Genomic DNA, 26579 nt, shown 5'->3' on the forward strand with positions numbered 1-26579 from the left:
GATTTTAAACAAAAAAGCTGTTTCTCCTCTCAAAGTTTTTAGCCATTTAGGGATTGAGGACCTGATCGGCGTAAAGGGAGGATTGTTTTGGAGTGTAGGTATATTAACGATTGGAGGCGCTTTTATTCTTGCTATGCTTAATACCTTCATTCTTAAGCGGGGTTTAAAGTTTTCTTTTGCTGTAAGTAAAGTCTCAGACAAAATAACTAGTTGGGAGGCGGCTGCGCGAATTGCCGTCGATGGGCTTTCGCTTGAAGAAAAAGCTGCAGTTCAAAAATCGGTAAGCGTCGAATTAGATAAGCGAGTAAAAAAATATCTTGCTAAAAGAATGCTTGCTGAATTGATGTGCTCTATTTTTAGCTGCGTATTTTTCGGGTCAATTTTTTTAATAGCGCTCAACTACAATGATTTGGGAAAAATAAATTTTTCACTTAGCGATTTTATAGTCGCTATATTTAGTTTAGTGATCTGGTTAACTTTACATAGAAATTCTGTGCGATATGCAATTTCTAGGATAATTCCGCTTCAAATTTTCTTGAGTAGCGCGAGCGGTGAAGTGGCTTTCTTTATTGATACTGAGTAGCAAATTTAATTTCAGAATAACTAGAAAGAAGCGTTGTCAAAATCGATAAAGCTTCTTTCTAATGTAAAGAAAAACCGTAAAAAATTAAACTACTTCCTCTTCGCAACAATCGCCTCGATCTGATCCATGATGCTATTCATGCGCGCCACAATCGCTTTGTAGGGCGTTGGCGTGGCGAGGTCGACGCCCGCTGCTTTGACTAACTCGTACGGATATTGCGATCCGCCTGCTTTGAGGATGTTGAGGTAGTTGTCGCGTGCGCCGGGTTTGCCTTTGAGGATTTCGTCGGCGAACATGGTGCCGGCGGCGATGGAGGTGGCGTATTGGAATACATAAAAGCGATTATAAAAATGCGGGATGGCGGCCCATTCGATGGCGTACTGGTCGTCGATTTTGAGGATGTTCTCTTGATCGCCGTGGTAGGTTTTGAGGATGTCGCCATAGATTTTGGTCAGGGCTTCGCCAGTTAAGGATTCGCCTTGATCGACCTTGGCATGCACGGTACGCTCGAAGTCGGCGAACATGGCTTGCCGGAAGAATGTGCCGCGTATGCCTTCCAGCTCTGAGCCTAAGTACGCTAGGCGTTCTGCATCAGTCTTGGCGATTTTAAGCATGTTATCTTGCAGCAGAACCTGATTGGTAGTGGAGGCGATTTCTGCGGTGAAAATCGGGTAGTCGGAGGTGATGAAAGGTTGAGTCTTATTCGCCAGATACGAGTGCATGCCATGACCCCATTCGTGCGCGAGGGTGGAGGCGGATTCAAAATCATCATTGTGATTCAGCAGCAGGTAAGGGTGGACGTCGTAAGACGTGCCTTGCATGTAGGCGCCAGAACGTTTTTTCGCTCGCGGGTAGACGTCCATCCAGCGTTCGGTGGTGGCTTTGGTGAGTGCTTTTACATAATCATCGCCCAGCGGTTTTACCGCGGCGAGCATGAGTTCTACACTTTTATCGATGGGGAACTTGAGCGCTTCTTTATTTTGCTCTGCGATCATCGGTGGATAGATGTCGTAGTAATGCAGATCGGGGATGCCCATCAGTTTGCTACGGAGTTTGAAGTAGCGATGCAGCGTTGGCAGATTGGCGTGGGTTTGCTCAATCAGCATGTCATACACACCGCGCGGCAATTTGTTGGCATCTAGCGCTTGTGCGAGTGAGTCGGGGTAGTTGCGGACCTTGGCGTAGACGGCGTCTTTTTTCAGCATTTCATAAAAAGTGACGCCGTAGGTCTGTTCGTATGATTTCCAAGTTGCCCAATATTGATCAAACACTTGTTTGCGCACAGCACGGTCGCTGCTGGTGCGGTATTTGGTATAAGCAGATTGATCGAGCGTGACTTCTTTGCCGTCGACGCTGATTTTTGGCCATTGGGTATCGGCGTTGGATAAGGTGCCGTGTACTGCTTCCGCCGTGTTCGCGATCATGCCGAATGTGGCAACGATACTTTCTCCTTTATCGTCCAGCGTATGACTTGCCGTGCGCAGGATGTCATCCATCGGGTGGGCGTAGATGCTGAGTGAACGATCTTGTTTGAGGAAGCCTTGGATTTTTTTAGCACCGATGTGCAGAACTTCTGGACGTAAAAACGAGCTGGCATCATCGACCTTGCTCAACAAAATTTCGGCACGCTGATTGATGTCCAGGCCTGCACTGTCGCCGGTATTTTGATCATGCAAAAAAGAGGCATAGTTGGCGAGACGCGTGACACGTTTTTGCAAATCCTGATACAAGTCCATGCAAGTCTTAAAGCGTTTGACGGAGCTGCCGATCTGTCCCTTGCAAGCCGCAAATTCTTTTAACTGTGCATCAAGCTTGGCGGCATCTTTATCCCAATCGGCGCTGGTGGCATAAAGGTCCTTCAGATTCCAGCGATCTGCTTCGGTCTCCGCATGGACGAAGGCGGGTAGGGTGAAGGCGATAGCGAGGGAGAGAATGCTGCGTTGCAGTGATTTTTTCATGTTGTTGAGTTCGACTTTTTCGTTGAGATGAGAGAAGTAGTTGGCGGTAAGACTGAGAAGGCAAGACAGATCAAATTCAGGACTTACGCAAAACCGCCCCAGCTTTGAAGCAGCGACTAGCCGTACAACCGTACTGTCGTCACTACGACTTGCTCGGACAATTTTGCATAAGTCCTAAATACATCTGAATTAACTTGCGGCAGCGTTATTTTGTCTGAGAATGATGCCTGAGTGATACTTTGTTGAAAATATTTTTTCTTGCTGGCGAGTATGTGGTTTGGATGTCGCTAGTAGATTTTTTATGGTTAGTTGCTGCGTAGGTCCTTGAATTGTGATTTAAAGCCCTGATTTATGTAAGGTTAAATTCATCGGATTACAGGACTGACGCAAAACCTCCCAGCTACGTTGTAGTGCCTCGCCGTACTGAAAAGCACTGTCTTCGTCGCGACGTCTTGCTAGAACAATTTTGCACAAGTCCTGAGATTACTTAAGGAGCATCCAGTGCGACTCGACAAACTTACTACCAAATTGCAAGAAGCCATCTCTGACGCGCAAAGTCAGGCGGTGGGTAATGACAACCAATATATTGAGCCAGTGCATGTGCTGCTGGCACTGATCAATCAGGATGATGGCGGTAGCCGTTCGCTGTTGCAGCGCTCTGGCGTCAATGTGCCAGCGTTGACTAATGCGTTAAAAAGCGCCTTGGATCGTTTAGCTAAGGTGTCTGGTACCGACGGGCAAGTACAAATTGGCCGCGAGCTGATGGGCTTGCTTAATCTGGCGGATAAAGAGGCTCAGAAGCGGGGTGATGAATTCCTTGCCAGTGAAATGGTCTTGCTGGCTTTATCTGATGACAAATCAGAAGCCGGCAAGCTGGCGCGTGAAAACGGTCTGACTCGTAAATCCTTAGAGGCCGCAATTGCCGCAGTACGTGGCGGCGGTACGGTCAATTCGCAAGAGGCCGAAGGTCAGCGCGAAGCCTTAAAAAAATATACGCTCGATCTGACCGAGCGCGCCCGTCTGGGCAAGCTTGATCCTGTGATCGGTCGGGATGACGAGATTCGTCGTGCTATTCAGATTTTGCAACGTCGCAGTAAAAATAATCCGGTATTGATCGGTGAACCTGGCGTTGGTAAGACCGCCATTGTGGAAGGTCTGGCGCAAAGGATCGTCAATGGTGAAGTGCCTGACAGCCTGAAGTCTAAACGGGTGTTGTCGCTAGACATGGCGGCCTTGCTTGCAGGCGCTAAATTCCGCGGTGAGTTTGAAGAACGTCTCAAAGCGGTGCTCAAAGAAATCGCCATGGATGAAGGCCAGACCATCGTCTTTATTGACGAGTTGCACACCATGGTCGGCGCGGGTAAGGCAGAGGGCGCTATGGATGCCGGTAATATGCTTAAACCTGCATTGGCACGCGGCGAATTACATTGCGTCGGAGCCACGACGCTGGACGAATATCGCAAATATATAGAGAAAGATGCAGCGCTGGAACGCCGCTTCCAAAAAATTATCGTCGATGAACCTAGCGTCGAGGCAACCATTGCCATCCTGCGTGGACTGCAAGAAAAGTACGAAGTTCATCACGGTGTAGACATCACTGACCCTGCGATTATCGCAGCGGCAGAATTGTCGCACCGGTATATTACTGATCGGTTTTTACCCGATAAAGCGATTGATTTGATTGATGAGGCAGCGGCTAAAATCAAGATTGAAATTGATTCTAAACCGGAGGTCATGGATAAGCTGGATCGTCGTCTGATCCAACTTAAAATCGAGCGCGAGGCAGTCAAGCGTGAGAAAGACGAAGGTTCTAAAAAACGGATGGTGTTAATCGAAGAAGAAATCGCCAAACTCTCGCTGGAATACGCCGATCTGGAAGAAATCTGGAAGTCAGAAAAAGCTACTGTCCAAGGCAGCACCCATATCAAAGAAGAGATAGAAAAAATCCGACTGCAAATGGAAGATGCCAAACGTCGCGGTGACTGGCAAACCATGTCCGAGTTGCAGTATGGCCGTATGCCAGAACTAGAGGCGCAGCTGAAGCAAGCAGACGCAACTCAGGCGGGCAATCAAGGCAAGCACAAGTTGCTGCGCACCCAAGTCGGTGCGGAAGAAATTGCCGAGATTGTCTCGCGTGCGACCGGTATCCCAGTCTCGCGCATGATGCAAGGCGAGCGCGAGAAGTTGCTGCAAATGGAAGAGGTTTTGCATAAGCGCGTGGTCGGGCAGGACGAGGCTATTGGCGCGGTATCTGATGCCATCCGCCGCTCCCGCGCTGGCTTGGGTGACCCCAACCGGCCTTACGGTTCTTTCTTATTTTTGGGCCCAACGGGCGTTGGTAAAACCGAGCTTTGCAAAGCCCTCGCAGGCTTTATGTTTGATACAGAAGATTCTCTGATCCGTATCGACATGAGCGAATTTATGGAGAAGCATTCTGTCTCGCGTTTAATCGGCGCGCCTCCTGGCTATGTAGGTTATGAAGAGGGCGGTTATCTGACCGAGGCAGTGCGTCGCAAGCCGTATAGCGTTATTCTGTTAGACGAGGTAGAGAAAGCGCACCAGGATGTCTTTAATGTGCTTCTGCAAGTGCTGGATGACGGTCGTCTGACCGATGGGCAAGGTCGCACGGTGGATTTTAAAAATACGGTCATCGTGATGACGTCCAACCTTGGCTCGCATCAGATTCAGGCAATGGAAGGCAGTGATCCGGCAGTGATAAAAATGGCGGTCATGGGCGAAGTAAAAATGCATTTCCGCCCAGAGTTTATTAACCGGATTGACGATATCGTCGTATTCCACGCGCTTGACGCCAAAAACATCGGCGCCATCGCTAAGATCCAGTTACATGATTTAGAAAAACGTCTGACACAAATGGATATGGGTTTGCACATCAGCGAAGCGGCATTGCAGAAAATCGCAGAAGCAGGTTTCGACCCGGTGTACGGCGCACGACCACTCAAACGCGCGATTCAGCAAGAGATCGAAAATCCATTATCCAAGTTACTGTTGCAAGGTAAGTTTGGACCTAAGGATGTGATTAAGGTTGATGTTGATAATGGGGTGTTGGTGTTTAACTAAAGTAAGTGAAGTAATCGAAGTTAGGTGAAGTGAGCCCCGAGCCCTTACTGCGCAATGCAGTAAGGGTTGTTGACCGATCTCTTTAGATTGGATTTGTTTTTGATCTGCAGTACGTCTACTCGCTAGTTTAAATTTTTATATACACCTGGTAAGTATATTTTAATTGTCCATATAAAGTCTGGACGATAGGGTAATTTTTTTATAAATAATGGGGAGTATATTGATTTCTTGTTGGCATATAGTTTGAATGTGGGCAGATTTTTATGGATGATGGATTTTTCATGCCATTCTGGCATGTTTTTAAACGGTATCCCGTGTCGTTAGCCTGATAAATAGTATTGTCGCTATCAATTCAGACGTGCGGCGCAACAAACGTCGCTGGATTTCGGCTAAAACCATGCGGGAATGACGCCTTAACTCCTTTGGGCATCCATTTAATAGCGATCAACATGCGAGATTGTGCTGATACATAATCAAGTAACACATAATTAAATCAGACAACTTAATTCAATCTGGCAATGTTCTTTTACAATATCAGCAGCGTAATTCAATCGCTAAGCAATCGCTGAGTTTAATCGCCGTGCTGTTGGTTTAATTTATCCAAATTTTCCTAACGCTGATCCTGCTGATTCAATACCCACTGGAGACAAGATGCAATTCATCACAAAAGCACATTGGTGCGCCTTACTACTCAGCTTGTGTAGTACCGTCGCCATCAGTGCAGAAACCCCCAAAGACGCCGCTGATGCCAAGAAAAAATGGGACGTGAATGCGCCGCCAGGTGTGGCGAGCACGGTGGCTGTCGATACCAAAACCGGTACCTGGATGAGTGTTGACGTCAGCCCTGACGGTAAGCAAATTGTGTTTGATTTGCTGGGCGATTTGTATTTGATGCCAGTTGAAGGTGGCGAGGCTAAAGCACTGACACATAGCATCGCGTGGGAAATGCAGGCGCGCTTTTCGCCAGATGGTAAGCAATTAACCTACATGTCAGATGCCGGTGGTGGCGACAATATTTGGGTGATGGATGTGGATGGCAGCAACGCACACGCCTTGACCAAAGAAGATTTCCGCTTATTGAATAATCCTGTCTGGCATCCGAATGGTCAGTATATTGCTGCCCGTAAGCACTTTACTGGTACGCGTTCATTGGGGTCTGGCGAGATTTGGTTGTACTCCATTGGCGGTGGCGCGGGTGTGCAATTGAATGAGAAACCAAATTGGCAAAAAGATTTGGGCGAGCCTGCTTTTTCTCCTGATGGTCGTTATGTTTACTACTCCCAGGACACGACACCGGGGAATTCATTTGAATACAATAAAAATGGGAATGCCCAGATTTATCAGATTTTCCGTAAAGATTTAAAAGACGGTAAGACCAAAGCGTTTGTCAGCGGCGCTGGTGGTGCGGTACGTCCAACGCCTTCACCTGATGGTAAATACTTGGCGTTTGTGCGTCGCGTGCGCAACCAAAGTACTTTATTTTTGAAAGACTTAGAGACCGGTGAAGAGAAAGTTGCATGGAGTGACCTAGAGCGCGATATGCAAGAAACCTGGGCTGTGCATGGCGTGTATCCGTCGATGAGTTGGCTGCCGGGCAGCAAACAAATGGTGCTGTGGGCCAAAGGTAAAATTTGGCGTGTTGATCCATTTGCGCATACCGCAAAAGAAATCGCTTTTCACGTCAAAGACACCAGAGAAATCCGTGCTGCCGTCCGTTTTGAAACGCCCGTCGCGCCAGATAAATTTGATGTGCATCAACTGCGCTGGGTGAATGTTTCGCCACAAGGTAATAAAGTGGTGTACTCGGCTTTAGGGCAATTGTATGTACGCGATTTGCCAAATGGCACGCCGCAGCGTTTGACCAAACAACAAGACCATTTTGAATTTTTCCCACGATTTTCTCGTGATGGTCGCAGCATCGTATTCACCACCTGGGATGATGAAAAACTGGGATCGGTGCGTACCATTGATGTGCGTGGCGGCTCAGAAACGATTATCACCAAGAGTCCTGGTAAATATGTGAATCCTCAATTTTCTCCCGATGGCAAACAAATCGCTTTTGAAAAAATGCATGGCGGTTATTTGACGACACCCTGGTTTGGTTTGGATACCGGTATTTTTGTGACGAGTGCGGATGGTAAAGCGACTCCGCGCTTAGTCACTGATGAGGGCAGCGCGCCACAGTTTGGCAAAGATAATGATCAGTTGTATGTGTCCCGCATGAAACGCGCCGGTGAAGTAGATTGGACGACATCGCTTGTCCGCATTGATTTAAACAAAGGGGAAGAGCAAGCCGTGGCTAAAGGCGAATTTGTGAGTGACTTTGCCTTGTCGCCAGACGGCAACTGGCTGGCATTTACCGAGCGCTTCCATACCTATGTCACACCGCTGCCGATCGCGGGTAAGCCTGTGACCGTAGGGCCAAAAATGGATGCGTTGCCCGTCAAGCAGCTTGATGTTAATGCGGGTGACTATACGCATTGGTCGGGCGATAGCAGCAAGATTTTTTTCTCGCTGGGTGATGAACTGTTTAGTAGCGAATTAAAAAATGCGTTCACGTTTTTGCCGGGTTCTCCTAAAGAAGTCGCTAAACCAACCGAGGCGGGGTTGAAAATTGGTTTCCAGGAAGCCGCGAATAAGCCCGTCGGCACCAAGGTAATTTCTGGTGCGCGTATTGTGACCATCCGCGGGGATGAAGTCATCGAGAATGGACGCATTGTGATTATAGATAATCGCATCGTCGCCATTGGTAAGGCCGCAGACGTCGCAATCCCGGCTGGTGCGATGCAAATCGATGCTGCTGGTAAAACGATTATTCCTGGCATCGTCGATGTGCATTGGCACGGCGGTATGGGTGAGGATGAAATCATTCCACAGCAAAGCTGGATCAACTATGCCTCACTTGCCTTTGGTGTGACGACGATCCATGATCCATCCAACGACACGGCTGAGATTTTTAGCCAGAGCGAACTGCAACGGGCGGGCAAAGTGGTGGGGCCGCGGATTTTTTCTACCGGGACGATTTTGTACGGTGCAAAGGCCAACATGAGCGCCATCGTCAATAATTTGGATGACGCACTCACGCATTTAAAACGCCTGAAAGCGGGCGGAGCCATCTCAGTCAAGAGTTATAACCAGCCACGTCGCGATCAGCGTCAGCAAATTTTGGAAGCGGCGCGTGAGACCGGCATGATGGTGGTGCCAGAAGGTGGTTCACTGTTTGAGCATAATATGACGATGGTCGTTGATGGGCATACGGGCATCGAACATGCAATCCCGGTCGCCAATGCCTATGACGACGTGAAACAATTATGGTCGCAAACCAAAGTGGGCTACACACCAACCCTGATCGTTGGTTATGGCGGACTGGATGGCGAGCATTATTGGTATGCACACACGGATGTATGGCGTCATCCGATTTTGTCGCGTTATGTACCCGCGACGGTGTTGCAAGCACGTAGTGTGCGGGTGGAGACTGCACCAGAAGAGGATTACAACGTCTTCAACATCGCCCGCACAGCAACCGAATTGCAACGCGCTGGCGTCCCGGTCAATCTGGGTGCACACGGTCAGCGTGAAGGTTTGGGCGCCCATTGGGAAATGTGGACACTCGGTCGTGGTGGCATGACACCGCTAGAAGCGATCCGTGTCGCAACGCTGAACGGTGCTAAATATCTTGGTATGGAAAAAGATGTCGGGTCATTAGAGACCGGCAAACTGGCCGATCTGGTTATCATCAACGGCGACATTTTGGCGAACATCCAAAACTCCGACAAAATTACCAATGTGATGCTGAACGGCCGTTTGTACGATGTCAACACGATGAACGAAGTGGGTGGTACGTCTAAAGCCAGAAAGCCTTTCTTCTTCGAAGGTAAAAATGGCGGTGCGGTCCCGGTAGAAACCCGTGGACACGGCGATGGTGACGGACCAGGATAGTCCTTTGTGATCAATGAGTAGATCGCATGAATGCAGAGACTGAAAGTGGAATCCAGATTTCTGCATTTTGTTTTAATTTTGTTTGGAACCAGTTAACGTTTAGTAATGGCTTATTTAGAACTCATTTAGAACTTAGTTAGGACTTAGTTAGAACTTAGTTAGAGTAAAATTTAATATACTCCCCATTATTTTTTTGAAAATTGGTCAATTTTCCAATAGTTATTTGGACGGCTTAAATATACCTGATGGGAGTATATTTATATTGCGAGTGGATTTTTAATCAGATTATCTAAAATCTTGCGAGAGCATTTGGGGAAGGCAGCATTCAGGTCTGATTTTTATATAACTCCCCGCTAACTATGTTTAGACGTTGTATATCGAAGTTGCCCCTGATTTTGCGTCAGTCTGACTAAGTTGTATAATGCGGCCTACTAAAGCAGTCTGGTTTTGAGAAAAAATTGCCGCTTTTTAGCGGCTTTTTTTATTTGTGCGGTCTTGTATTTAAGTCTAAGCGCACGAAGTACTCGCAATTCCAACTGAAGCACAACACAAAAACTCCAGGACTCCCCCCATGAACATGTCGAATACCTTAGAGATTGTTGCCGAATTGCGCGCTGGTCGTATGGTCATTTTGGTTGATGAAGAAGATCGCGAAAACGAAGGCGATTTGTTGATGGCAGCAGAGTTTGTGACGCCAGAGGCGATTAATTTTATGGCCAAATTTGGTCGCGGATTAATCTGCCTTACACTAACAGAAGAGCGCTGTGATGAGTTGAACCTGGCGATGATGTCCAGTCGTAACGGTACCGCTTATGGCACTAATTTTACAGTCTCGATCGAAGCCGCTGAGGGAGTGACTACGGGGATTTCTGCTGCAGACCGTGCGCGTACAATACAAGTAGCCGTTGATAAAAAAATGACCGCGAACGACATAGTGCAGCCGGGTCATATTTTCCCACTCAAAGCACAAAAAGGCGGCGTCTTAATGCGTGCTGGCCATACTGAGGCCGGTTGCGATCTGGCGGATTTGGCAGGCTTGACGCCAGCCGCGGTCATTTGCGAAATCATGAAAGACGACGGTACCATGGCGCGTCTGCCGGACTTGATGGAATTCGCTAAAGAACATGGTTTGAAAATTGGCACGATTGCTGACCTGATCCATTATCGTAGTCAGAACGAAAGTATCGTCGAACGTGTGGCCGAGCGCGAAATGCAAACAGTGCATGGCACGTTTAACGCCATCGTCTATCGCGACAAACCAAGTGGCTCTGCCCATTTAGCTTTGGTACATGGCGACATTAAATCGGAAGAGGTCGCCTTGGTGCGTGTGCATCAACCGGTCTCGATTCTTGATCTGTTAGAGAGCAAAATCACTACGCATTCTTGGAATGTCGCCACCGCAATGGCGGCAGTGCAGGCCTCACCATGCGGTGTGCTGGTATTGTTGAATTGCGAAGAAACAGCCGAGCAGATGTTTGATCAATTCAAAGCATTGACGACACCTAAAACTAAACCGCAAGGACGCGCTGCCAGCATGGATTTGCGTACCTACGGTATCGGTGCCCAGATATTGAAGGATGTCGGTGTCAGCCGTATGAAGTTACTCGCCAATCCAAGAAAAATGCCGTCAATGATAGGCTTTGATCTGGAAGTAGTTGGCTATCTGGACAAACCTGTTTGAAGAAAATTATTTGAGTAGGAGAAAATAACCTATTCTTGTTGAGATCCATTCTTTACTTTTTTTATTGCAGCGCCAAGGCGCAAAAGGGAAACATCATGACCGTTGGACATTACGACTCAAATTTGGATGGCGCTGGCGTGCGCATTGGTATCGTGCAAGCGCGCTTTAACGAAAAAGTTGGCAATGGTTTGCTCTCTTCTTGCCTGGCCGAATTATCCCGCCTTGGTGTCTTGGATGAAGATATTTTGCATGTCACCGTACCGGGTGCTTTAGAAGTACCGCTGGCTTTGCTTAAATTGACTGAAACCCATCAGTTTGATGCTTTAATTGCGCTAGGTGCAGTGATCCGCGGTGAGACTTATCATTTTGAACTGGTGTCGAATGAATCTGGCGCAGGGATTACGCGTGTTGGCCTGGATAGTGGCATTCCGATTGCAAATGCGATTTTGACGACTGAAAACGACGAACAAGCAGAAGCGCGCATGGTAGAAAAGGGCACTGATGCTGCCCGCGTCGCAGTTGAAATGGCCAATCTGACGCTGGCATTGGAAGAATTGGCAGAAGCTACTGACGATGCTGATTTTGATGCTTGATCATTGAGTGACCAATATTCATAGTACAGAGTTAAAATAAATTGCGTAAAAAATCAAACAGAGCGCAATCAAAATACATTTGCAAGAGAAAAATATGACAAGCAAACAAATCCACGCCAACCCGAGTAAAAGCCGTTCGCCAAGACATCGCGCCCGCGAATTCGCTTTGCAAGGATTGTATCAATGGTTATTGAACAATGAAGATTCTGGCGTGATTGATGCCCATATCCGTCAGGCGCATGGCTTTGACAAAGCGGACCGTGAGCATTTTGACGCGCTCTTGCATGGCGCAATCAAACAATCGATCCAATTGCGCGAAGAGATCGCACCTTTGATTGATCGCACCATTGCTGAATTGTCGCCAATTGAGCATGCTGCCTTGCTGATCGGTGCTTACGAATTAAAGCACCATATAGAAATCCCTTATCGCGTCGTCATCAACGAGGCGGTAGAACTGACCAAGTCGTTTGGCGGTTTGGATGGTCATAAATATGTGAATGGCGTTTTGGATAAATTAGCTGCCAGATTGCGTGCTACTGAGATCAGCGCAGGGAAGTAAATCTGAGTCAGGTTTTTACCCGAAAGTAGCAATCAACATAATTTTACGAAAGCCGTCTTATTTCTGCTCTGAAGTAAGGCGGTTTTTTTTAGCCGTATTATCTCCGCAATTGATTTGAAATTGATTCTTATTGAGACTTCTATGGACCACAATCTCGCCACCCGTTTAAATAATATCGCGCCTTTTCATGTCATGGAGCTAGCCAAAATGGCGGCAGATCTGGAGGCGCAGGGGCGGCATATTATCCATATGGGAATAGGTGAGCCAGACTTTACTGCGCCGCAAGTAGTGATTGATGCTGCCAGCAAAGCGATGGCCGACGGTCGTTTGCAATACACTTCAGCACTGGGCGTGCCTGCCTTACGTAAGGCGATTGCCCAGCATTATTTACGTACTTATGGTTTGGCGATTCCGGCCAGTCGCATCATTGTTACCGCAGGTGCTTCGGCTGCATTGTTACTGGCATGCGCTGCATTGGTGGAACCCGGGGCAGAAGTTTTGATGCCAGATCCTTGTTACCCGTGCAATCGGCATTTTGTCGCTGCGTTTGAAGGCAAGGCGGTATTGGTCGAGAGCGGGCCAGCCGAGCGTTTTCAGCTATCTGATCAGATGGTAGGTCAGCATTGGGGTGCCGCGACTAAAGGCGTATTACTCGCATCGCCCTCTAATCCAACTGGCACCTCAATTGCTGTTGATGAGCTGGCAAAGATTATTGCCACGGTCAAAAGTCATGGCGGTTTTACGATTGTGGATGAAATTTACCAAGGTTTATCCTATGACGCTGCGCCTTTTTCTGCGTTGTCGCTGGATGATGATGTGGTGATTATCAATAGCTTTAGTAAGTATTTCAATATGACGGGTTGGCGCTTGGGTTGGCTGGTGGTGCCAGAGCGCATCGTGCCTCAGCTCGAAAAATTGGCACAGAATTTATTCATTTGCCCCTCGTCGGTCGCGCAATATGCGGCGATTGCCTGTTTTTCGTCCGAGGCTCTGGCAATTTATGAAGAACGTAAAGCGGAGTTTAAACGTCGTCGCGATTACATCGTGCCTGCGCTGATCGCTTTAGGTTTTGATGTGCCGGTGATGCCAGACGGCGCTTTTTATGTGTATGCAGATTGTTCGCGCTTCTCAGACGACGCGGACGAATTTACACGGTCTTTGTTGCAAAAGGCAGGTGTGGTGATTGTGCCGGGCTTGGATTTTGGTCCATCCGGCGCACAGCGTTATGTGCGGATTTCTTATGCGACTTCGATGGATAATTTAAAAGAAGCAGTGAAGAGAATCGCGCACTATTTGCAGGGCTAAAGATCGGTCTAACGATAGGGCTTACAACAGAGTTGAAGTTAATCGCTTAAGAAGTCGAGTAGCACTTCGAGTACTTCTCATCGAAATCGTTAGTTTGGTTTATTGACTTTAGCGTTGATGCCTAGTCAAAATGATATTCAAGTAAAACCTGAGAAACCTGACCACCAATATCGCTCCAGGTACAACGTCCGTAACCCTTGATGCCAGCCAGTTCTCCTGTGCCTGAGCCGGTTAACACATTTAATGTGCTTTCAGATTTACCCGATTTGATTGATCCTACGTGTTGCAGAATAAATCCGCCCCGGCGATTGCCGATGCGACCCGTCAGATATTCTAGTCCGACAAAATTTCCGGAATTGGCGTTGGCGGAAAAACTAAGACATTCAAAACAAGACTCAGCTTCGATGTCACCCGCATAGTGGTGCTTCACCTTGGATTGCATCATCCCCGTGTGCTGGTTGAATTTTTCATCCATCCCATTCAATTTGACAGTTCCTACGGCAAGCATATTCTCCCTCATGTTGTTAAACAACAGACAAATAGTGTCTTTACTATGTCATCAAGTGCTTTAGCTAAAAAGCTAAAGCGCTAAATTCCGCACCAGGTCTTGGTTGGAATGCGTTGATGACGATGATAAAAATAAGTAGTCGACGCAACTCTATCTACTTATGGGAGATGGAAGCGCGTCGATGTTTCACCTTGTGGGTATTACCTTGATGCTGTAATGCAATATGCTGGGCTTACCAACAAGCCGCTATATTGGCCTTGGATTTTGAATAGCAGAGCAGCTTACGACGATGCTAAAAGTAATTTGCACAGACTGTTTGGTTGTCTTTGTGAACTAATTTTAACAAAGTGTAACAAATTATCACAATATTGCCATATCATGTCCACTCACAAATTCGCATACTTAATGTGAATTCGTTATGTGACAAGCGTCTAGTTATATTGTTTTATCCAGAAAGTTGAGTAATTGGATAAAACGCTAACAAAGCTATGTTGATCTTGATTTTTAAGATGAAAAATAAATACTCCCCATAATTATTTAAAAATACGCGTTATTGTCAATATTTTATATGGACTATTAAATAATACATGGAGGGAGTATATTTTTTTCCTGTTTATTTTTCGATGTGGGATAAGAAACTCTATGATTCAATTCAGGCAAATTGAGGCATTCCGGTGTTTGATGATCGCCGGAACCAGTGTTGGCGCCGCTCGGAAAATGAATATTACTCAGCCAGCCATTAGCCGTCTTATTGCTGATTTAGAGAGTGCTCTCGGGTTTAGGTTGTTTAACCGCGACAAAGGACGTTTAGAGCCTACTTTAGCTGGTGTGCGGTTTTATAGCGCGGTGGAAGAGAATTTTTTGGGACTGGAACGCTTGACTCAGGTCGCCAGCAACATTCGTAATGAAGCGCCGGAAGGCATTACGATCGCTTGTCTACCCGTCTTGTCTACGACGATTTTGCCGCTGATTTTGCGTCAATTTTTTAAACATCATCCCGATGTGCCAGTGACTGTAGATAGTTGCAACACGCCAGAGATTTTAATGCGATTGCAAAATCTTAAAGTGGATATCGCTATTTGCATGGCGTTTCCGCCGTTAGCCGGTATGGAGCAAGAAACTATTAAAGAAGTCAGTGTCATGTGTGGCTTGCCAGAAGGGCATCGCCTGGCTGAAAAAGAGATGATCGACCCCATGGACTTGGATGGGGAAAATATCATCGGTTTCTTACCGATTATTTCGCAAAGTTATGAGCTGGAAAAGATTCGTCTGGACGAGACCGGCACTCGTCCGCGCCATCGGGTTAAGACCCAAACCTCGCATACACGTTATGCGATGGTTGCGAATGGTTTGGGTATCTCAATTGTTGAACCTTTTGGTGCCAAGGTGTGGCGCTCTAACGGGGTGATTGTGCGACCGTTTGCCAGCGATATTCGTCACCAATATGTCCTGGCATACCCAAGTGGTGGCAAACGGTCAGAGTTAATGCATGATTTCCGCGAGCTGGCTCTGGATGTAGCAAAGGACTACGATTTTGGCTTTGATGCGTAAAAAAGCCACCTGACTTTTTTAGTGGAGGTGGCTTTTTTACGACTTGATGAAGTTTTTAATTACATTGTTACAGTTTTGCTATTTGCTCTGGATGCGCTGGCTTTTGCTCGGCAGCTTTAGTCTCTGTAACGGCATCAACTTTAGTCGCGATATTTTCTATATGACGTGCTGGTGGTGCCACTGGGATCGGTGCCGGTGCATTAAAAGTAGGAATATTTTTGCCGTTAGCAACATCTTTTAAACGGCGATATTCAGCCAAAACGCGCGAACCATAACCGGCATCATTTTCAAACGCAGCCGCGCCAACATACAGTTTTAAACCTGCCTCAACCGAGCCACCACGTGAGACGTAATCTTTTAAGATCAGGGCACCGACTTTGATGTTGGCAACTGGATTCAGCGCCGCTTTAATGCCGCCCATTTCCTGAAACTTTTCATGATGTAATTTGGACATGACTTGCATCAAACCTTGCGCACCAACCGGACTTTCGGCAAAAGGATTCAGGCCGGACTCAATTGCCATCACAGACAAGATTAACAAAGGATCGAGTTTGATTTCTTTTGCAGTTAAGTAGCTGGCAGAAACTAGCATATTGGTCGCATCGCTGGCAATGCGATATCGCTTAGCCAGCCAGTTGGTGACCCATTGTTGCTGGCGTTGATTGCCTAGCATTTTCCGGTCTTCTTCAGTTAGTTCTGTTGGCTTAGCGGTTGCCTGATCGGACTGTGCAACTTGTTCTGGGGTTGCCATCAGCATTGCCAGACTAGGCGGGGCAGTATCTTCCTCGGCATCCTGCCCGGCGACGGTAAACGGTGAAAGCTGTTTAAATTTTTCAAGCAAATCGGGCTTGATAAACATCATCCCAAGCAGGACGATCGCGCCAATGCCAAAGATCATCAGCAGGTGGTGCATAGTTGTAATAAAACCGCTACGGGCATCGCGTGCCGCGATGAGTAGGGTGTTAGCCTTGCTAACAAATAAAGAGTTGCTTTGCAAATTACTTTTTTGTAGTACTACGTTAGAACTTTGTATCATATTACCTCCTGAACCTTCGTAATCTATGCCCTTGCTATGCAGCGTTAATGCTGGTTTGCTGTATAGCGGACTAGCTACGAATCAGAAACATCGCCTTCGTCGCAGGCGCGACCGGAAGACGCCGGAATTATTTGTCAGTTATATATACATATATGGGCGACTCGCAGTCTCTCCAATGACAAACAACTTTTTTCGGGTCAAGGCAGACGCCTTTTGAAAACAATCCTTACAATGTTGTATGTGGGGCCCGATCCCCGTGAATGATGTTACCGTTTGGATTTGCCATCGTCGTTAGACGGCAACTAAGAGCAACGAGTTTACCCTCTTCATCAAGTTGGGCGAATTGTAGGGTCGGTTTTATATCAAGTCAATACTATAGAAGTTAATCTTTATTACTTTTAAATCTTAAAATTCATGCTGCATCGCAGCAAATCTGTGTCAAATCAAGTACTTAGCAGATTTCTTTACTTTACTTAGTTCAAACTCATAAAAAGCTAAAAACATGAAATATTCGGATTTGAGAGATTTTATTTCTCAGCTTCAACAACAAAATGAATTAAAACAAATAGTTACACCTGTTTCACCCTATTTGGAGATGACAGAAATCTGCGATCGTACTTTGCGTGCCGAAGGTCCTGCGCTCTTATTTACTAAGCCAAAGGGGCATAGCATTCCGGTACTGGGTAATTTATTCGGTACACCGCATCGTGTCGCGATGGGAATGGGCGCAGATAGTATCAGTGACTTACGTAAAATCGGCCACGTTCTCTCATCGCTGAAAGAGCCAGAGCCTCCGAAGGCATTTAAAGATATTCTGGGTCTCGGATCGCTGGTGAAAGCGGTATGGGATATGGCGCCCAAAGAAGTACGCGGCGCCAAATGTCAGGAGATAGTCTGGGAGGGTAACGATGTCGATCTGGCGAAATTGCCGATCCAGCATTGCTGGCCCGGCGATGTCGCTCCTTTAATTACCTGGGGTCTGGTGATTACCAAAGGCCCCTATAAGAAGCGCCAAAATCTGGGTATATATAGGCAGCAGGTTCTAGGTCGCAACAAAGTTATCATGCGCTGGCTTGCGCATCGTGGTGGCGCTTTGGATTTCCGTGAGCATGGTATTGTCAATAAAGGTCAGCCTTATCCGATTGCCGTTGCACTTGGTGCAGATCCCGCGACCATCCTTGGTGCGGTCACTCCAGTGCCTGATAGCTTGTCCGAGTACCAATTCGCAGGACTCTTGCGTGGCAGTCGCACCGAGCTGGTTAAAGCGATGGGTAGTGAGTTGCGCGTCCCTGCCAGTGCCGAGATCGTGCTGGAAGGGCATATTTACCCAGATGAATCATACCCTACCGGCTACGAGCATGCGCTTGAAGGACCTTATGGAGATCACACTGGTTACTACAATGAGCAAGACAGTTTTCCCGTCTTTACCATTGACCGCATTACGATGCGCCGTGATCCTATTTATCACTCAACTTATACAGGCAAGCCGCCAGATGAGCCTGCGATCCTGGGAGTAGCACTCAATGAAGTGTTCATTCCTTTATTACAAAAGCAGTTTAGTGAAATCACGGATTTCTACCTGCCACCTGAAGGTTGCAGCTACCGCATGGCCGTAGTGCAGATAAAAAAAGCCTATGCAGGCCATGCCAAACGAGTGATGTTTGGTGTCTGGAGTTTTCTGCGCCAGTTTATGTATACCAAGTTCATCATTGTGGTGGATGAGGATGTGAATATCCGCGACTGGAAAGAAGTGATCTGGGCGATTACCACCAGAGTTGATCCACTGCGTGATACGACTCTGGTCGATAACACACCGATCGATTATCTTGATTTTGCCTCACCCGTCAGCGGACTAGGTAGCAAAATGGGATTGGATGCCACGAATAAATGGCCAGGCGAAACTAGTAGGGAGTGGGGCACCACAATACAGATGTCGCCTGAAGTGAAAGCGAAGGTCGATTTGATTTGGCAGGAGTTGGGGTTGTAGATTCGACTTTATATATCCAGAATCAAATGCGGAGCTGAGCTTGTTGGTTGGTTACGTATTTGTCGGAAGAGAATAATACTTAAGCGATCATTTATAGTCCGTCATCAAACCCAGTCCTTATGAGCACCACTGCCAGACCTTTGTTATATAGTTTTCGCCGCTGCCCTTACGCCATGCGTGCTCGACTGGCGATCAAGCTCAGTGGTATCGATGTTGACATACAAGAAGTCAGTTTGCGTAACAAACCGCAAGAGATGCTTGACCTTTCTCGCAAAGGCACGGTGCCTGTGTTGGTATTGACGGATGGACGGGTAATCGACCAGAGCCTGGACATCATGTGTTGGGCGCTGGCGCAACATCACCAAAACGACGCTGCATTATGTTTGATGCCCGACGGCGCATTGCCAACCGAAGTGCAAAACTTGATTAGTCAAAATGACAGCACGTTTAAGCAGGCTCTGGATCGATATAAGTATGCTGAGCGTTTTCCAGAGCACAGCGCAACAACATATAGAGAAAGAGCCGAAGTATTCCTGGCAATACTAAATAGCCGCCTGCAACAACACCAATATTTAAGCGGCGAGCGGCTAAGTATGGCCGATCTGGCGATTTTGCCGTTTGTACGCCAATGTGCGCTGGTAGATGCAGATTGGTTTTACTCCAGCCGGTACAAACATCTCATTGCCTGGCTGGAGGGATTCTTACAATCGGATTTGTTTATTGCTGTAATGGCGAAAGTGCCTGTGGTGTCGATTAGTGATTTGCTTTAGTGATGTGCCAAGCTTGCTTCGCGACCCACAATTAACTGCAATCCCAATCCGGCAAAAATAATCTCGGCACTATGATCCAGCCATAAGCCTGTGCGTGGATTGTGATTGAGCCAGAGTCCCGTGGCGCCAGAAAAATAATCAAGCAGATCAAATAACATCGCTGCTTGCGCCGTAACCTCGTTATGGCAAACAATTGACATTATTTAATATACTGGTTGGCTGTATATTAAATTGTCCATATATTAATTGGGCTTTGAGGCATATTTATTTAAAAATAGAGGGAGTATATTAATTTTCTGATTTATTTTATTTAAATTTTCTGCAATTTTTTTAGGCATGATTACTTACATCTGTTATATCCCGTAACAACGCTGCAGTGGCGAAAACTTCATTCAGCTCAAATAAAAAAGAGAACACAGCAAGTGCTTGCCATGTTCGCCCTGATCATTACTACTCTACTGGCGCGGTGCTTTATCTTTCGATATTACTTCGCGCCATTTCCACCTTAATCAAGTTGTCGTCAGGTTTGCGGTCAATATATAAATTGTCTGGATCAACCCCTGCCTTAGCTGGCTCACCTTTGACTAACATCGTAAATGTCATCTCTTTACGATCAATGAATTTACGTTCACGCAGCAAGGGATTGCCATCTTTGTCGTCGACGCCGATATCTATCCATTCGTGCAGCGGGACTTCTTTTTCTGCGCCAAGTTCATCAGCTTTGAGTTTATTCATACTGACTTTGAGCGTGACCTCATGCTGACCGTTGCCAACTGCTTTGGCGCTGGCGGACAAGGCGCGATTCTCAAATAGGATGATGGATTCAAACAGGTCAGTGATCAGTGCTTGTTTGTCCTCTGGCGTCACCTTGCGCAGTGCATCGACCAGTACTTTACTACTAGGGTAGGGCGCGCCTTTGTTGGCATATTGCGCTAGCACATCGCGTAAAGCAGCATTGACTTTGTCCTGACCAATCTGGCTTTGTAGCAAGTACATCACCAGACTACCTTTTGAGTAATGGATATAACCTTGATTTTCGTTAAAGGCAATTGGCAGTTCCTTCTTACGCTCTTGTCCGCGACCGAATAAATACTGATCCAGTTCGTATTTGAGGAACTTACGCATTTTGTCTTTACCGTAGGTTTTTTCCATGACCATCAGGGCAGAATATTGCGCTAAGGTTTCTACCAGTATCGTCGCACCTTTGGTATTGCCCGACACCACCTGATGTCCCCACCATTGATGTGCTACTTCATGTGCCGTAACATAAAACGGATAGTCCAGGTCTTTGGGATCTTTGTCATCTACTTTGGCAATAAAGCCGATACTTTCCGAAAATGGAATCGTATTCGGGAAGGCTTGCGCGAAGCTTGCATAACGCGGGAACTCGACAATGCGAACCATTTTATGTTGATAAGGGCCGAAGTTCTTGGTGTAATACGTCAGCGACTCTTGCACACCTTTGATCATGCGATCCAGATTGTATTCATGACCTTTTTGGTAGTCGATTTCAATCGCGACATCATTCCATTGCGCTTTCTTAACGCTGTAACGTGCTGATAAAAATGCGAAGAAATTCAGAATAGGTTTATCCGGCGCGTAGTGGAAATAATGCCTGTCGTTTTCTGTCCATTCTTTATCTAGTCGCCCCGGCGCAATGCCAATCTGATCTGCGCTGGTAGACACGGTTGCGTCAAAGCGTATCCAGTCGGCGTCGTTAGCTAAATAGCTATTGGTCAGACCTTTGGGGTCGTCGCGTTCGCGCATTCTTTCTTTCTCAGTTAAGCCATGTTTCTTACGCTGTTTGTCATCACTGAGTTCTGTTACAGATTGGTACCCGAGATGTGGAAAAGCGCTACTGTTAAAGAAGCTACCGTTGTTCAGGATTTGGCTTTCGCTACCCATGCCTGCCACACCTTTTGGTGCAAACTCCAGTTCAAAATCAAGATTGAGTTTGTCGCCAGCGTCTAAGGCGGGCGTGAGTTTATAGCTATAGAAACCTGTCTTGTCTTGGATCGCTAATACAGCGTTACGATCAAAATGGACTTGATCCATTCGAATATCTTTATTTTGTGTGATAAAGATTTCGCTGATTGGTGTCGTCCCTTTATTGACGAGTTGATAGCTGGCTTTGGCATGGGCAGTGCGTGTCTCGGGGAAGATATCTACTGCCACTTTGATATCGGTAATCCGTGGCTGCGGCATTGCCTCGTATTTTTTATAGTGCTTTTCATACTCAGCTCGGTCTTCTTCCCGGTCAAAACTGTTCTCGTAATGATTGACGATATTGGTGTAGTAGAGCAACAGGCCGCCGACACTAACAAACATTAGACATCCGACGATCAGGGTAGACCTGATCGCAGGCGTCATACTCAATCGCGTCTGACCCAGGCGATGACGCCATTCGCCAGCCGTACCGCGTACCGACATCAACATCGACAAACCCAAGAGCACCAGCGCGGCACCAGTCCAATACAGTTGATACCAGAACACTTGCGGCAAGTTATGTCCGTAGCCATTCATGTCGGAATAACGTGGTGTCGGCCCACCGGCGTACATGATCATAGGATGCTCAAGACCCAGCGCAGGTAATGCGATCGTGGCGATGTAATACGCGATCATGACGAAATAACCGACGTATTTGTTATTTAATATCACTTGGATAGAGATTGCCAGAACGGCGATTAAGGCGTAACCGGGCCATTGCATTAGAAACAGATGTTGCAGATATTGACCAAGCTCGTAATGGGTATATCCCTTAAAGGTTTGAATCACAATCCCGCACAACATTAAAACGAATAACAAGATGCCTTGCAGGCTGATTAAGGCAACTAGCTTCGCCATCAATGGTACCCAATTCGGTATTGGTAACGCATCCAGCAATTGCGCAATTCTGGCATCACGTTCGCGCCATACCAGCTCGCCTGCGTAGAAGGTAGTAATGATCAGCATGAATAGACTAAAACTGCCACCGAGTAAATCCAGTACTGCATAGGTGACCGGATAGGTCGTTGTGCCATACATTTTGCTCAGCGCGCCGGAGAGCGAAAACATGAACATCACACCGGTTAACGCAATGACGATGAAATAAACGTTTTTAACGGTTTCGCGCAGGTTAAGCCAGCATTGGCGGATAAACAAAGAGAAGATATTTGAGCTGCTGTAGTTGGGCGTTACCAGTGGAATGTTAACTACTGCTGGCGCAACTTTTTTAGTCGTTTCTTTTTTTTGTTTGCCACCAGCGGTGATTGCCGCAAAATCAAAACGCCAATAACAAAGCACCAGTGCTAATAATCCGACGGCACCCCAGATCAAGCGGTTATATAACAGCAGGCCTTGCATAGGCACAATACGGGTGTTCTTATCCGTAATGCTCCAGTATTCAGTCACACGACTGATTGCACGCGACCCAAACGGATCGAGCAGAGCGGCTAATGTTCTGTCATCAACGTCGCGCGCTAAAGTGCCAGCAACCAGATAACCGATGAGTAAAACGACGCTACAAACATACACCGGCAACATACGACGATACAGCGCACCCAGCGTAAAAAACAAGGCGCCGAAGATCATCAGATTTGGGATTAATGAAGTCAGATAGGGCGCAACATAGGCCGCGGGAATCATAGGGCCAAGGAAGTTTTTACTCAGGCCCGGTAAATAACAACCTAACCATGCGCCCAGACTGATACTAGAAAAAATCAGAATCAGAGTGAGTAGCGCACCAACATAACGACCACCTAAATACTGAAATTTGCTGATCGGTGAGCTATAGAAAAAGTGCCAGATATTGTGTTCAGTATCTTGTTGTATCGCCCGGCCCATCATGGCCGCAACAATCACAACACCAAAATAACCGAGGAAAGTCACGGTCTGCGAAATCGCCACTGGCGAGTTGATGTGTACCTTGCCACCGAAGTCGATCACTGCGCCATCAAACACACCGCCGGCTGCTGCAATCCACAACATCGCCAGTGAGAAAAACATCAGGAAATACACGTAGGTAGAGATGCTGCGGGATTTTTGCCGTAGCTCAAAGAGGATAATAGGAAGCATATTTTTCCCTTAAGCGGCTTGCACAGCAGATGCTGAATGTTGTTGCAGCCCTAGCGGCAACTGCTGCGGCAAGAGATTTGCCATGGCAGAGAAATAGACGTCTTCTAAATTACCTTGCGCTTGGGTAAAACTATCGCCAGGATTGCTATCTGCATACACATGCACGAGCGTGCGGCCGGATGTCAGGCGACTAGAAATCACCTGATATTGTTGTTGGAAGTGCGCCAGCTCGCTCTTCTCGATAAAACGTTTCCAAATTTTGCCTTGAATCTGATCAATCAATTGCAATGGCTGACCCGTCAAAATAACAGCGCCTTTGTTAATGACGGCCATGTGATTACATAAATCTGCTACGTCTTCCATGATATGGGTAGAGAGAATAACGATTTTGTCACTGCCGATGTCAGATAACAGATTGTGAAAACGCACGCGTTCTTCTGGATCAAGGCCAGCCGTTGGCTCATCGACGATAATCAGTTTTGGATTACCCAGTAGCGCTTGCGCAATCCCGAAACGTTGGCGCATACCGCCAGAAAAACCACCGACATGTTTATTTTTTACGTCGAATAAATTCGTTTGATGTAGCAAACCTTCTACGACTTCTTTGCGTTGCTTACCGTTAGAAAGTCCTTTGAGTACCGCAAAATGATCCAATAAATCATAGGCGCTGACTTTAGGATACAAGCCAAAGTCTTGTGGCAAATAGCCGAGTACGCGACGCACGTCATCTTTATGCGTCTTAATATCCATTGTGTCTAACTGCGCAGTACCAGAATCAGCATCCTGCAATGTTGCCAAGGTGCGCATCAAAGTAGATTTGCCCGCACCGTTGGGGCCCAGCAAGCCAAACATGCCAGCCGGAATCGTCAAAGAAATATGATTAAGTGCCTGTACACCATTGCTATATTGCTTGGATAAATTCTGTATGCGTAGTTCCATGACCATTCCCTAAAAAGTGTTTTAAAGTGCTGATGTTTTATACGGCGCAGTGCAAAAAAAGCAAGCTGTTGAATTGTGATCAGTAATTTTCAAAATTACAATATGTTTTGCATCGATCAATTTTTTATTGATGCCTTTATTAATGTCGTCACTGAGCTATATTTTTTGCAGTTTGCACAATAAAAGACTTAGTCATTGCATTCCATCAAAAAGCGACGAAATAGCTCTGAGTGAAGATGAAAACAGAATTTATGGGGATGGAATAAGCAGGTGTTTGATGAAGAGCATGCTAAAACTCAGGATGGGTGAGTGGGTCACGAATTGATTAATACAGAGCCCATACGGCACAAACGCCCAATCCAAACCTGAATCCAAACCTGAATAGAGTAGGCTTAGATCAGGTATAGATTAATTTTGGCAGGATTAATTTTCCAGATAAAAATGCCAGCACGAGCCAGTGGTCATACGCTATAATGTGTGCTGGCGGGCCCCTGCGCATTGCGGCGTGGCCAATCTGGTCAGGTCGGGAACGAAGCAGCCACAGTCATTTCCCGTAAGTGCCGCAGATCAGGCTCGCCTCCTTCCGAAGAACTTCCCCTTCCAAGATTTATCGCTTCATCAATGTCTGTATTTGAATTTTCTTCAAATGCGCTGATAAACAAATTCCTCCCAAATTATTCACGCTTTATCTGCTTGCGTTAGCACAGCTTTGTATTTATTCTAGGTAACAGCATGTTGAAAACTGATTTAAAAATCTGTTTAGTTTTGCGCGCTGCGTGTAAATCAATTATCGACAGGCTTTAAAAATTGCATTTCAAGAGTTGTTGATTCGTCCCAATCGATCTATTGAGGAGATAAATAATGAACGTTTTTAGTAAATTTCTAATGTCATGCGTGTTGAGTCTGAGCTTTCTGCCTGTAGCGTTTGCTGCAGAAGATCGTGGCACTACAGATCAGGCGATAGCGATGGTAAAAAAGGGTATTGCAGCGATTAAGTCACAAGGAAAAGAAAAAGCGTTTGCTGAATTTGCTAATACAGCAAACAAAGATTTCCATGATCGTGATTTATATCTAATCGCCTATGATTTAAACGGTATTAATTTGTCGCATGGGAATAATCCTAAGATGATGGGCAAAAATCTGATTGAGTTAAAAGCGGGCGATAAATTTGTAGTTAAGGAAATGATTGCCATTATCAAATCGAAGGGGAGCGGTTGGATCGATTATCAATGGCCAAATCCGGTGACTAAAGTCTTAGAAACTAAATCGACTTATGTAGAAAAAGTTGACGATTATTTTGTTGGATGTGGTATCTACAAATAGCGTTAATATTAAAAAGCCACTCAAATCAGAGTGGCTTTTTTGGTTTCCAGATTTGTTGATTCATAGTTTAGTTGATCGCTATTTAATCATTACTTAAGTTCTACTTTTTTTATCGTGTATTCGTGTTTCAAGAATTTTAACGGCAACAATTGAGGAGATTCATAATGAAATTGTTTAATAAACTTTTGATCGCATGTCTACTAAGTATCAGCTTTTTGCCAGTAGCTTTTGCGGCCGATGATCACGATACAGCAGATCAGGCCATCGCGATGGTAAAAAAAGGTATTGCAGCAATTAAAGCGCAAGGTAAAGAAAAAGCATTTGCCGATTTTAGTAATCCGGCGAATAAAGAGTTTCATGACCGCGATCTGTATTTGATTGCTTACGACATGAATGCGGTCAATTTAGCGCATGGTAACAACCCAAGAATGGTCGGTAAAAATTTAATAGAACTAAAAGCCGGTAACGTTTATGTTGGCAAAGAAATGGTTTCCATCATCAAGAGCAAAGGTAGCGGCTGGGTTGATTATCAATGGCCAAATCCATTGACCAAGGCATTGGAGAATAAATCGACCTACGTTGAAAAAGTGGACGATTTTTTTATTGGCTGCGGAATCTATAAGCAATAACGAATTAACTCGGTGGATTCAAGTACGAAGAGCAACGTTGAATAAAAAGTCAAAGGGTCAGATGCGATAGCATTCTGCCTTTTGACC

The 26579-nt window shown here is 46.3% G+C and carries 18 protein-coding genes and 1 other RNA gene; 13 read left to right on the top strand and 6 right to left on the bottom strand.

Annotated features, from left to right (window positions below; translation table 11 throughout):
* Nucleotides 1–583: hypothetical protein (locus QN395_RS18470; RefSeq protein ID WP_323493118.1), on the top strand; the 583-nt coding region annotated here is incomplete at its 5' end.
* An 89-nt stretch (nucleotides 584–672) separates the two neighbouring features.
* Here QN395_RS18470 and pepF read toward each other — a convergent pair.
* The gene (gene pepF / locus QN395_RS18475) at nucleotides 673–2541 is read right to left on the bottom strand and encodes an oligoendopeptidase F (RefSeq protein WP_323492659.1); all 1869 of its coding nucleotides are present in this window, start codon (nucleotides 2539–2541) and stop codon (nucleotides 673–675) included.
* A 501-nt stretch (nucleotides 2542–3042) separates the two neighbouring features.
* Between pepF and clpB the strand changes: the two genes are divergently transcribed.
* From clpB to QN395_RS18505, 6 genes are all read left to right on the top strand, one after another.
* Nucleotides 3043–5619, top strand: a complete 2577-nt coding sequence (gene clpB / locus QN395_RS18480) for an ATP-dependent chaperone ClpB (protein ID WP_322119133.1) — start codon at nucleotides 3043–3045, stop codon at nucleotides 5617–5619.
* 651 nt (nucleotides 5620–6270) lie between these two features.
* Nucleotides 6271–9558 (top strand): amidohydrolase family protein, encoded by a 3288-nt coding sequence (locus QN395_RS18485; RefSeq protein ID WP_323492661.1) that lies wholly within the window; start codon nucleotides 6271–6273, stop codon nucleotides 9556–9558.
* A 571-nt stretch (nucleotides 9559–10129) separates the two neighbouring features.
* Entirely contained in the window at nucleotides 10130–11239 is a 1110-nt protein-coding gene (ribBA, locus tag QN395_RS18490) for a bifunctional 3,4-dihydroxy-2-butanone-4-phosphate synthase/GTP cyclohydrolase II (RefSeq protein ID WP_322119131.1), read from the top strand.
* A gap of 95 nt (nucleotides 11240–11334) precedes the next feature.
* Nucleotides 11335–11832 carry a 6,7-dimethyl-8-ribityllumazine synthase gene (gene ribH / locus QN395_RS18495; RefSeq protein WP_322119130.1) on the top strand — a complete coding sequence of 166 codons (498 nt, stop codon included), beginning with the start codon at nucleotides 11335–11337 and terminating at the stop codon, nucleotides 11830–11832.
* A gap of 94 nt (nucleotides 11833–11926) precedes the next feature.
* Complete coding sequence (gene nusB / locus QN395_RS18500; protein ID WP_322119129.1) at nucleotides 11927–12391, top strand: transcription antitermination factor NusB; 465 nt, start codon at nucleotides 11927–11929, stop codon at nucleotides 12389–12391.
* 141 nt (nucleotides 12392–12532) lie between these two features.
* Entirely contained in the window at nucleotides 12533–13696 is a 1164-nt protein-coding gene (locus QN395_RS18505; RefSeq protein WP_323492663.1) for a pyridoxal phosphate-dependent aminotransferase, read from the top strand.
* 121 nt (nucleotides 13697–13817) lie between these two features.
* Here the strand turns inward: QN395_RS18505 and QN395_RS18510 are convergent, their stop codons facing one another.
* On the bottom strand, nucleotides 13818–14204 hold the full coding sequence (locus QN395_RS18510) for a DUF3224 domain-containing protein (RefSeq protein WP_322119127.1): 387 nt from the start codon (nucleotides 14202–14204) through the stop codon (nucleotides 13818–13820).
* A gap of 642 nt (nucleotides 14205–14846) precedes the next feature.
* Between QN395_RS18510 and QN395_RS18515 the strand changes: the two genes are divergently transcribed.
* Nucleotides 14847–15755, top strand: a complete 909-nt coding sequence (locus tag QN395_RS18515; protein WP_322119126.1) for a LysR substrate-binding domain-containing protein — start codon at nucleotides 14847–14849, stop codon at nucleotides 15753–15755.
* A gap of 67 nt (nucleotides 15756–15822) precedes the next feature.
* On the opposite strand, the gene QN395_RS18520 is transcribed toward QN395_RS18515, so the two are convergent.
* A complete protein-coding gene (locus QN395_RS18520) occupies nucleotides 15823–16791 on the bottom strand; it encodes a transglycosylase SLT domain-containing protein (protein WP_416200107.1) in 969 nt (322 codons plus the stop codon).
* 502 nt (nucleotides 16792–17293) lie between these two features.
* On the opposite strand from QN395_RS18520, the gene ubiD reads away from it, so the two are divergent.
* A complete protein-coding gene (ubiD, locus tag QN395_RS18525; RefSeq protein ID WP_323492664.1) occupies nucleotides 17294–18778 on the top strand; it encodes a 4-hydroxy-3-polyprenylbenzoate decarboxylase in 1485 nt (494 codons plus the stop codon).
* A gap of 119 nt (nucleotides 18779–18897) precedes the next feature.
* A complete protein-coding gene (locus QN395_RS18530; RefSeq protein ID WP_322119124.1) occupies nucleotides 18898–19548 on the top strand; it encodes a glutathione S-transferase in 651 nt (216 codons plus the stop codon).
* Here QN395_RS18530 and QN395_RS18535 read toward each other — a convergent pair.
* The 3 genes from QN395_RS18535 to QN395_RS18545 form a co-directional block, all read right to left on the bottom strand.
* Nucleotides 19545–19748 carry a hypothetical protein gene (locus tag QN395_RS18535; protein ID WP_322119123.1) on the bottom strand — a complete coding sequence of 68 codons (204 nt, stop codon included), beginning with the start codon at nucleotides 19746–19748 and terminating at the stop codon, nucleotides 19545–19547. The genes QN395_RS18530 and QN395_RS18535 overlap by 4 nt on opposite strands.
* Nucleotides 19749–20019: 271 nt before the next feature.
* Nucleotides 20020–23601: an ABC transporter permease/M1 family aminopeptidase gene (locus tag QN395_RS18540; protein WP_323492665.1), complete on the bottom strand. Its 3582-nt coding sequence runs from the start codon at nucleotides 23599–23601 to the stop codon at nucleotides 20020–20022.
* 9 nt (nucleotides 23602–23610) lie between these two features.
* Nucleotides 23611–24540, bottom strand: a complete 930-nt coding sequence (locus QN395_RS18545; RefSeq protein WP_323492666.1) for an ABC transporter ATP-binding protein — start codon at nucleotides 24538–24540, stop codon at nucleotides 23611–23613.
* 482 nt (nucleotides 24541–25022) lie between these two features.
* On the opposite strand from QN395_RS18545, the gene ffs reads away from it, so the two are divergent.
* From ffs to QN395_RS18560, 3 genes are all read left to right on the top strand, one after another.
* An RNA gene (gene ffs / locus QN395_RS18550) (signal recognition particle sRNA small type) lies at nucleotides 25023–25121 on the top strand.
* A gap of 280 nt (nucleotides 25122–25401) precedes the next feature.
* On the top strand, nucleotides 25402–25863 hold the full coding sequence (locus QN395_RS18555) for a cache domain-containing protein (protein ID WP_322119120.1): 462 nt from the start codon (nucleotides 25402–25404) through the stop codon (nucleotides 25861–25863).
* Between the two features lie 164 nt (nucleotides 25864–26027).
* Nucleotides 26028–26492 carry a cache domain-containing protein gene (locus QN395_RS18560; RefSeq protein WP_322119119.1) on the top strand — a complete coding sequence of 155 codons (465 nt, stop codon included), beginning with the start codon at nucleotides 26028–26030 and terminating at the stop codon, nucleotides 26490–26492.
* Nucleotides 26493–26579 lie beyond the last annotated feature (87 nt).

It is taken from the genome of Undibacterium sp. RTI2.2 (assembly GCF_035018705.1).
Classification (GTDB): Bacteria; Pseudomonadota; Gammaproteobacteria; order Burkholderiales; family Burkholderiaceae_D; genus Undibacterium.

Excerpts from the sequence above, each read along its gene's own strand:
- pepF (WP_323492659.1), bottom strand. The coding sequence starts at position 2,541 with ATGAAAAAATCACTGCAACGCAGCATTCTCTCCCTCGCTATCGCCTTC.
- QN395_RS18485 (WP_323492661.1), top strand. The coding sequence starts at position 6,271 with ATGCAATTCATCACAAAAGCACATTGGTGCGCCTTACTACTCAGCTTG.
- ribBA (WP_322119131.1), top strand. The coding sequence starts at position 10,130 with ATGAACATGTCGAATACCTTAGAGATTGTTGCCGAATTGCGCGCTGGT.
- ribH (WP_322119130.1), top strand. The coding sequence starts at position 11,335 with ATGACCGTTGGACATTACGACTCAAATTTGGATGGCGCTGGCGTGCGC.
- nusB (WP_322119129.1), top strand. The coding sequence starts at position 11,927 with ATGACAAGCAAACAAATCCACGCCAACCCGAGTAAAAGCCGTTCGCCA.
- QN395_RS18505 (WP_323492663.1), top strand. The coding sequence starts at position 12,533 with ATGGACCACAATCTCGCCACCCGTTTAAATAATATCGCGCCTTTTCAT.
- QN395_RS18510 (WP_322119127.1), bottom strand. The coding sequence starts at position 14,204 with ATGCTTGCCGTAGGAACTGTCAAATTGAATGGGATGGATGAAAAATTC.
- QN395_RS18515 (WP_322119126.1), top strand. The coding sequence starts at position 14,847 with ATGATTCAATTCAGGCAAATTGAGGCATTCCGGTGTTTGATGATCGCC.
- QN395_RS18520 (WP_416200107.1), bottom strand. The coding sequence starts at position 16,791 with ATGATACAAAGTTCTAACGTAGTACTACAAAAAAGTAATTTGCAAAGC.
- ubiD (WP_323492664.1), top strand. The coding sequence starts at position 17,294 with ATGAAATATTCGGATTTGAGAGATTTTATTTCTCAGCTTCAACAACAA.
- QN395_RS18530 (WP_322119124.1), top strand. The coding sequence starts at position 18,898 with ATGAGCACCACTGCCAGACCTTTGTTATATAGTTTTCGCCGCTGCCCT.
- QN395_RS18535 (WP_322119123.1), bottom strand. The coding sequence starts at position 19,748 with ATGTCAATTGTTTGCCATAACGAGGTTACGGCGCAAGCAGCGATGTTA.
- QN395_RS18540 (WP_323492665.1), bottom strand. The coding sequence starts at position 23,601 with ATGCTTCCTATTATCCTCTTTGAGCTACGGCAAAAATCCCGCAGCATC.
- QN395_RS18545 (WP_323492666.1), bottom strand. The coding sequence starts at position 24,540 with ATGGAACTACGCATACAGAATTTATCCAAGCAATATAGCAATGGTGTA.
- QN395_RS18555 (WP_322119120.1), top strand. The coding sequence starts at position 25,402 with ATGAACGTTTTTAGTAAATTTCTAATGTCATGCGTGTTGAGTCTGAGC.
- QN395_RS18560 (WP_322119119.1), top strand. The coding sequence starts at position 26,028 with ATGAAATTGTTTAATAAACTTTTGATCGCATGTCTACTAAGTATCAGC.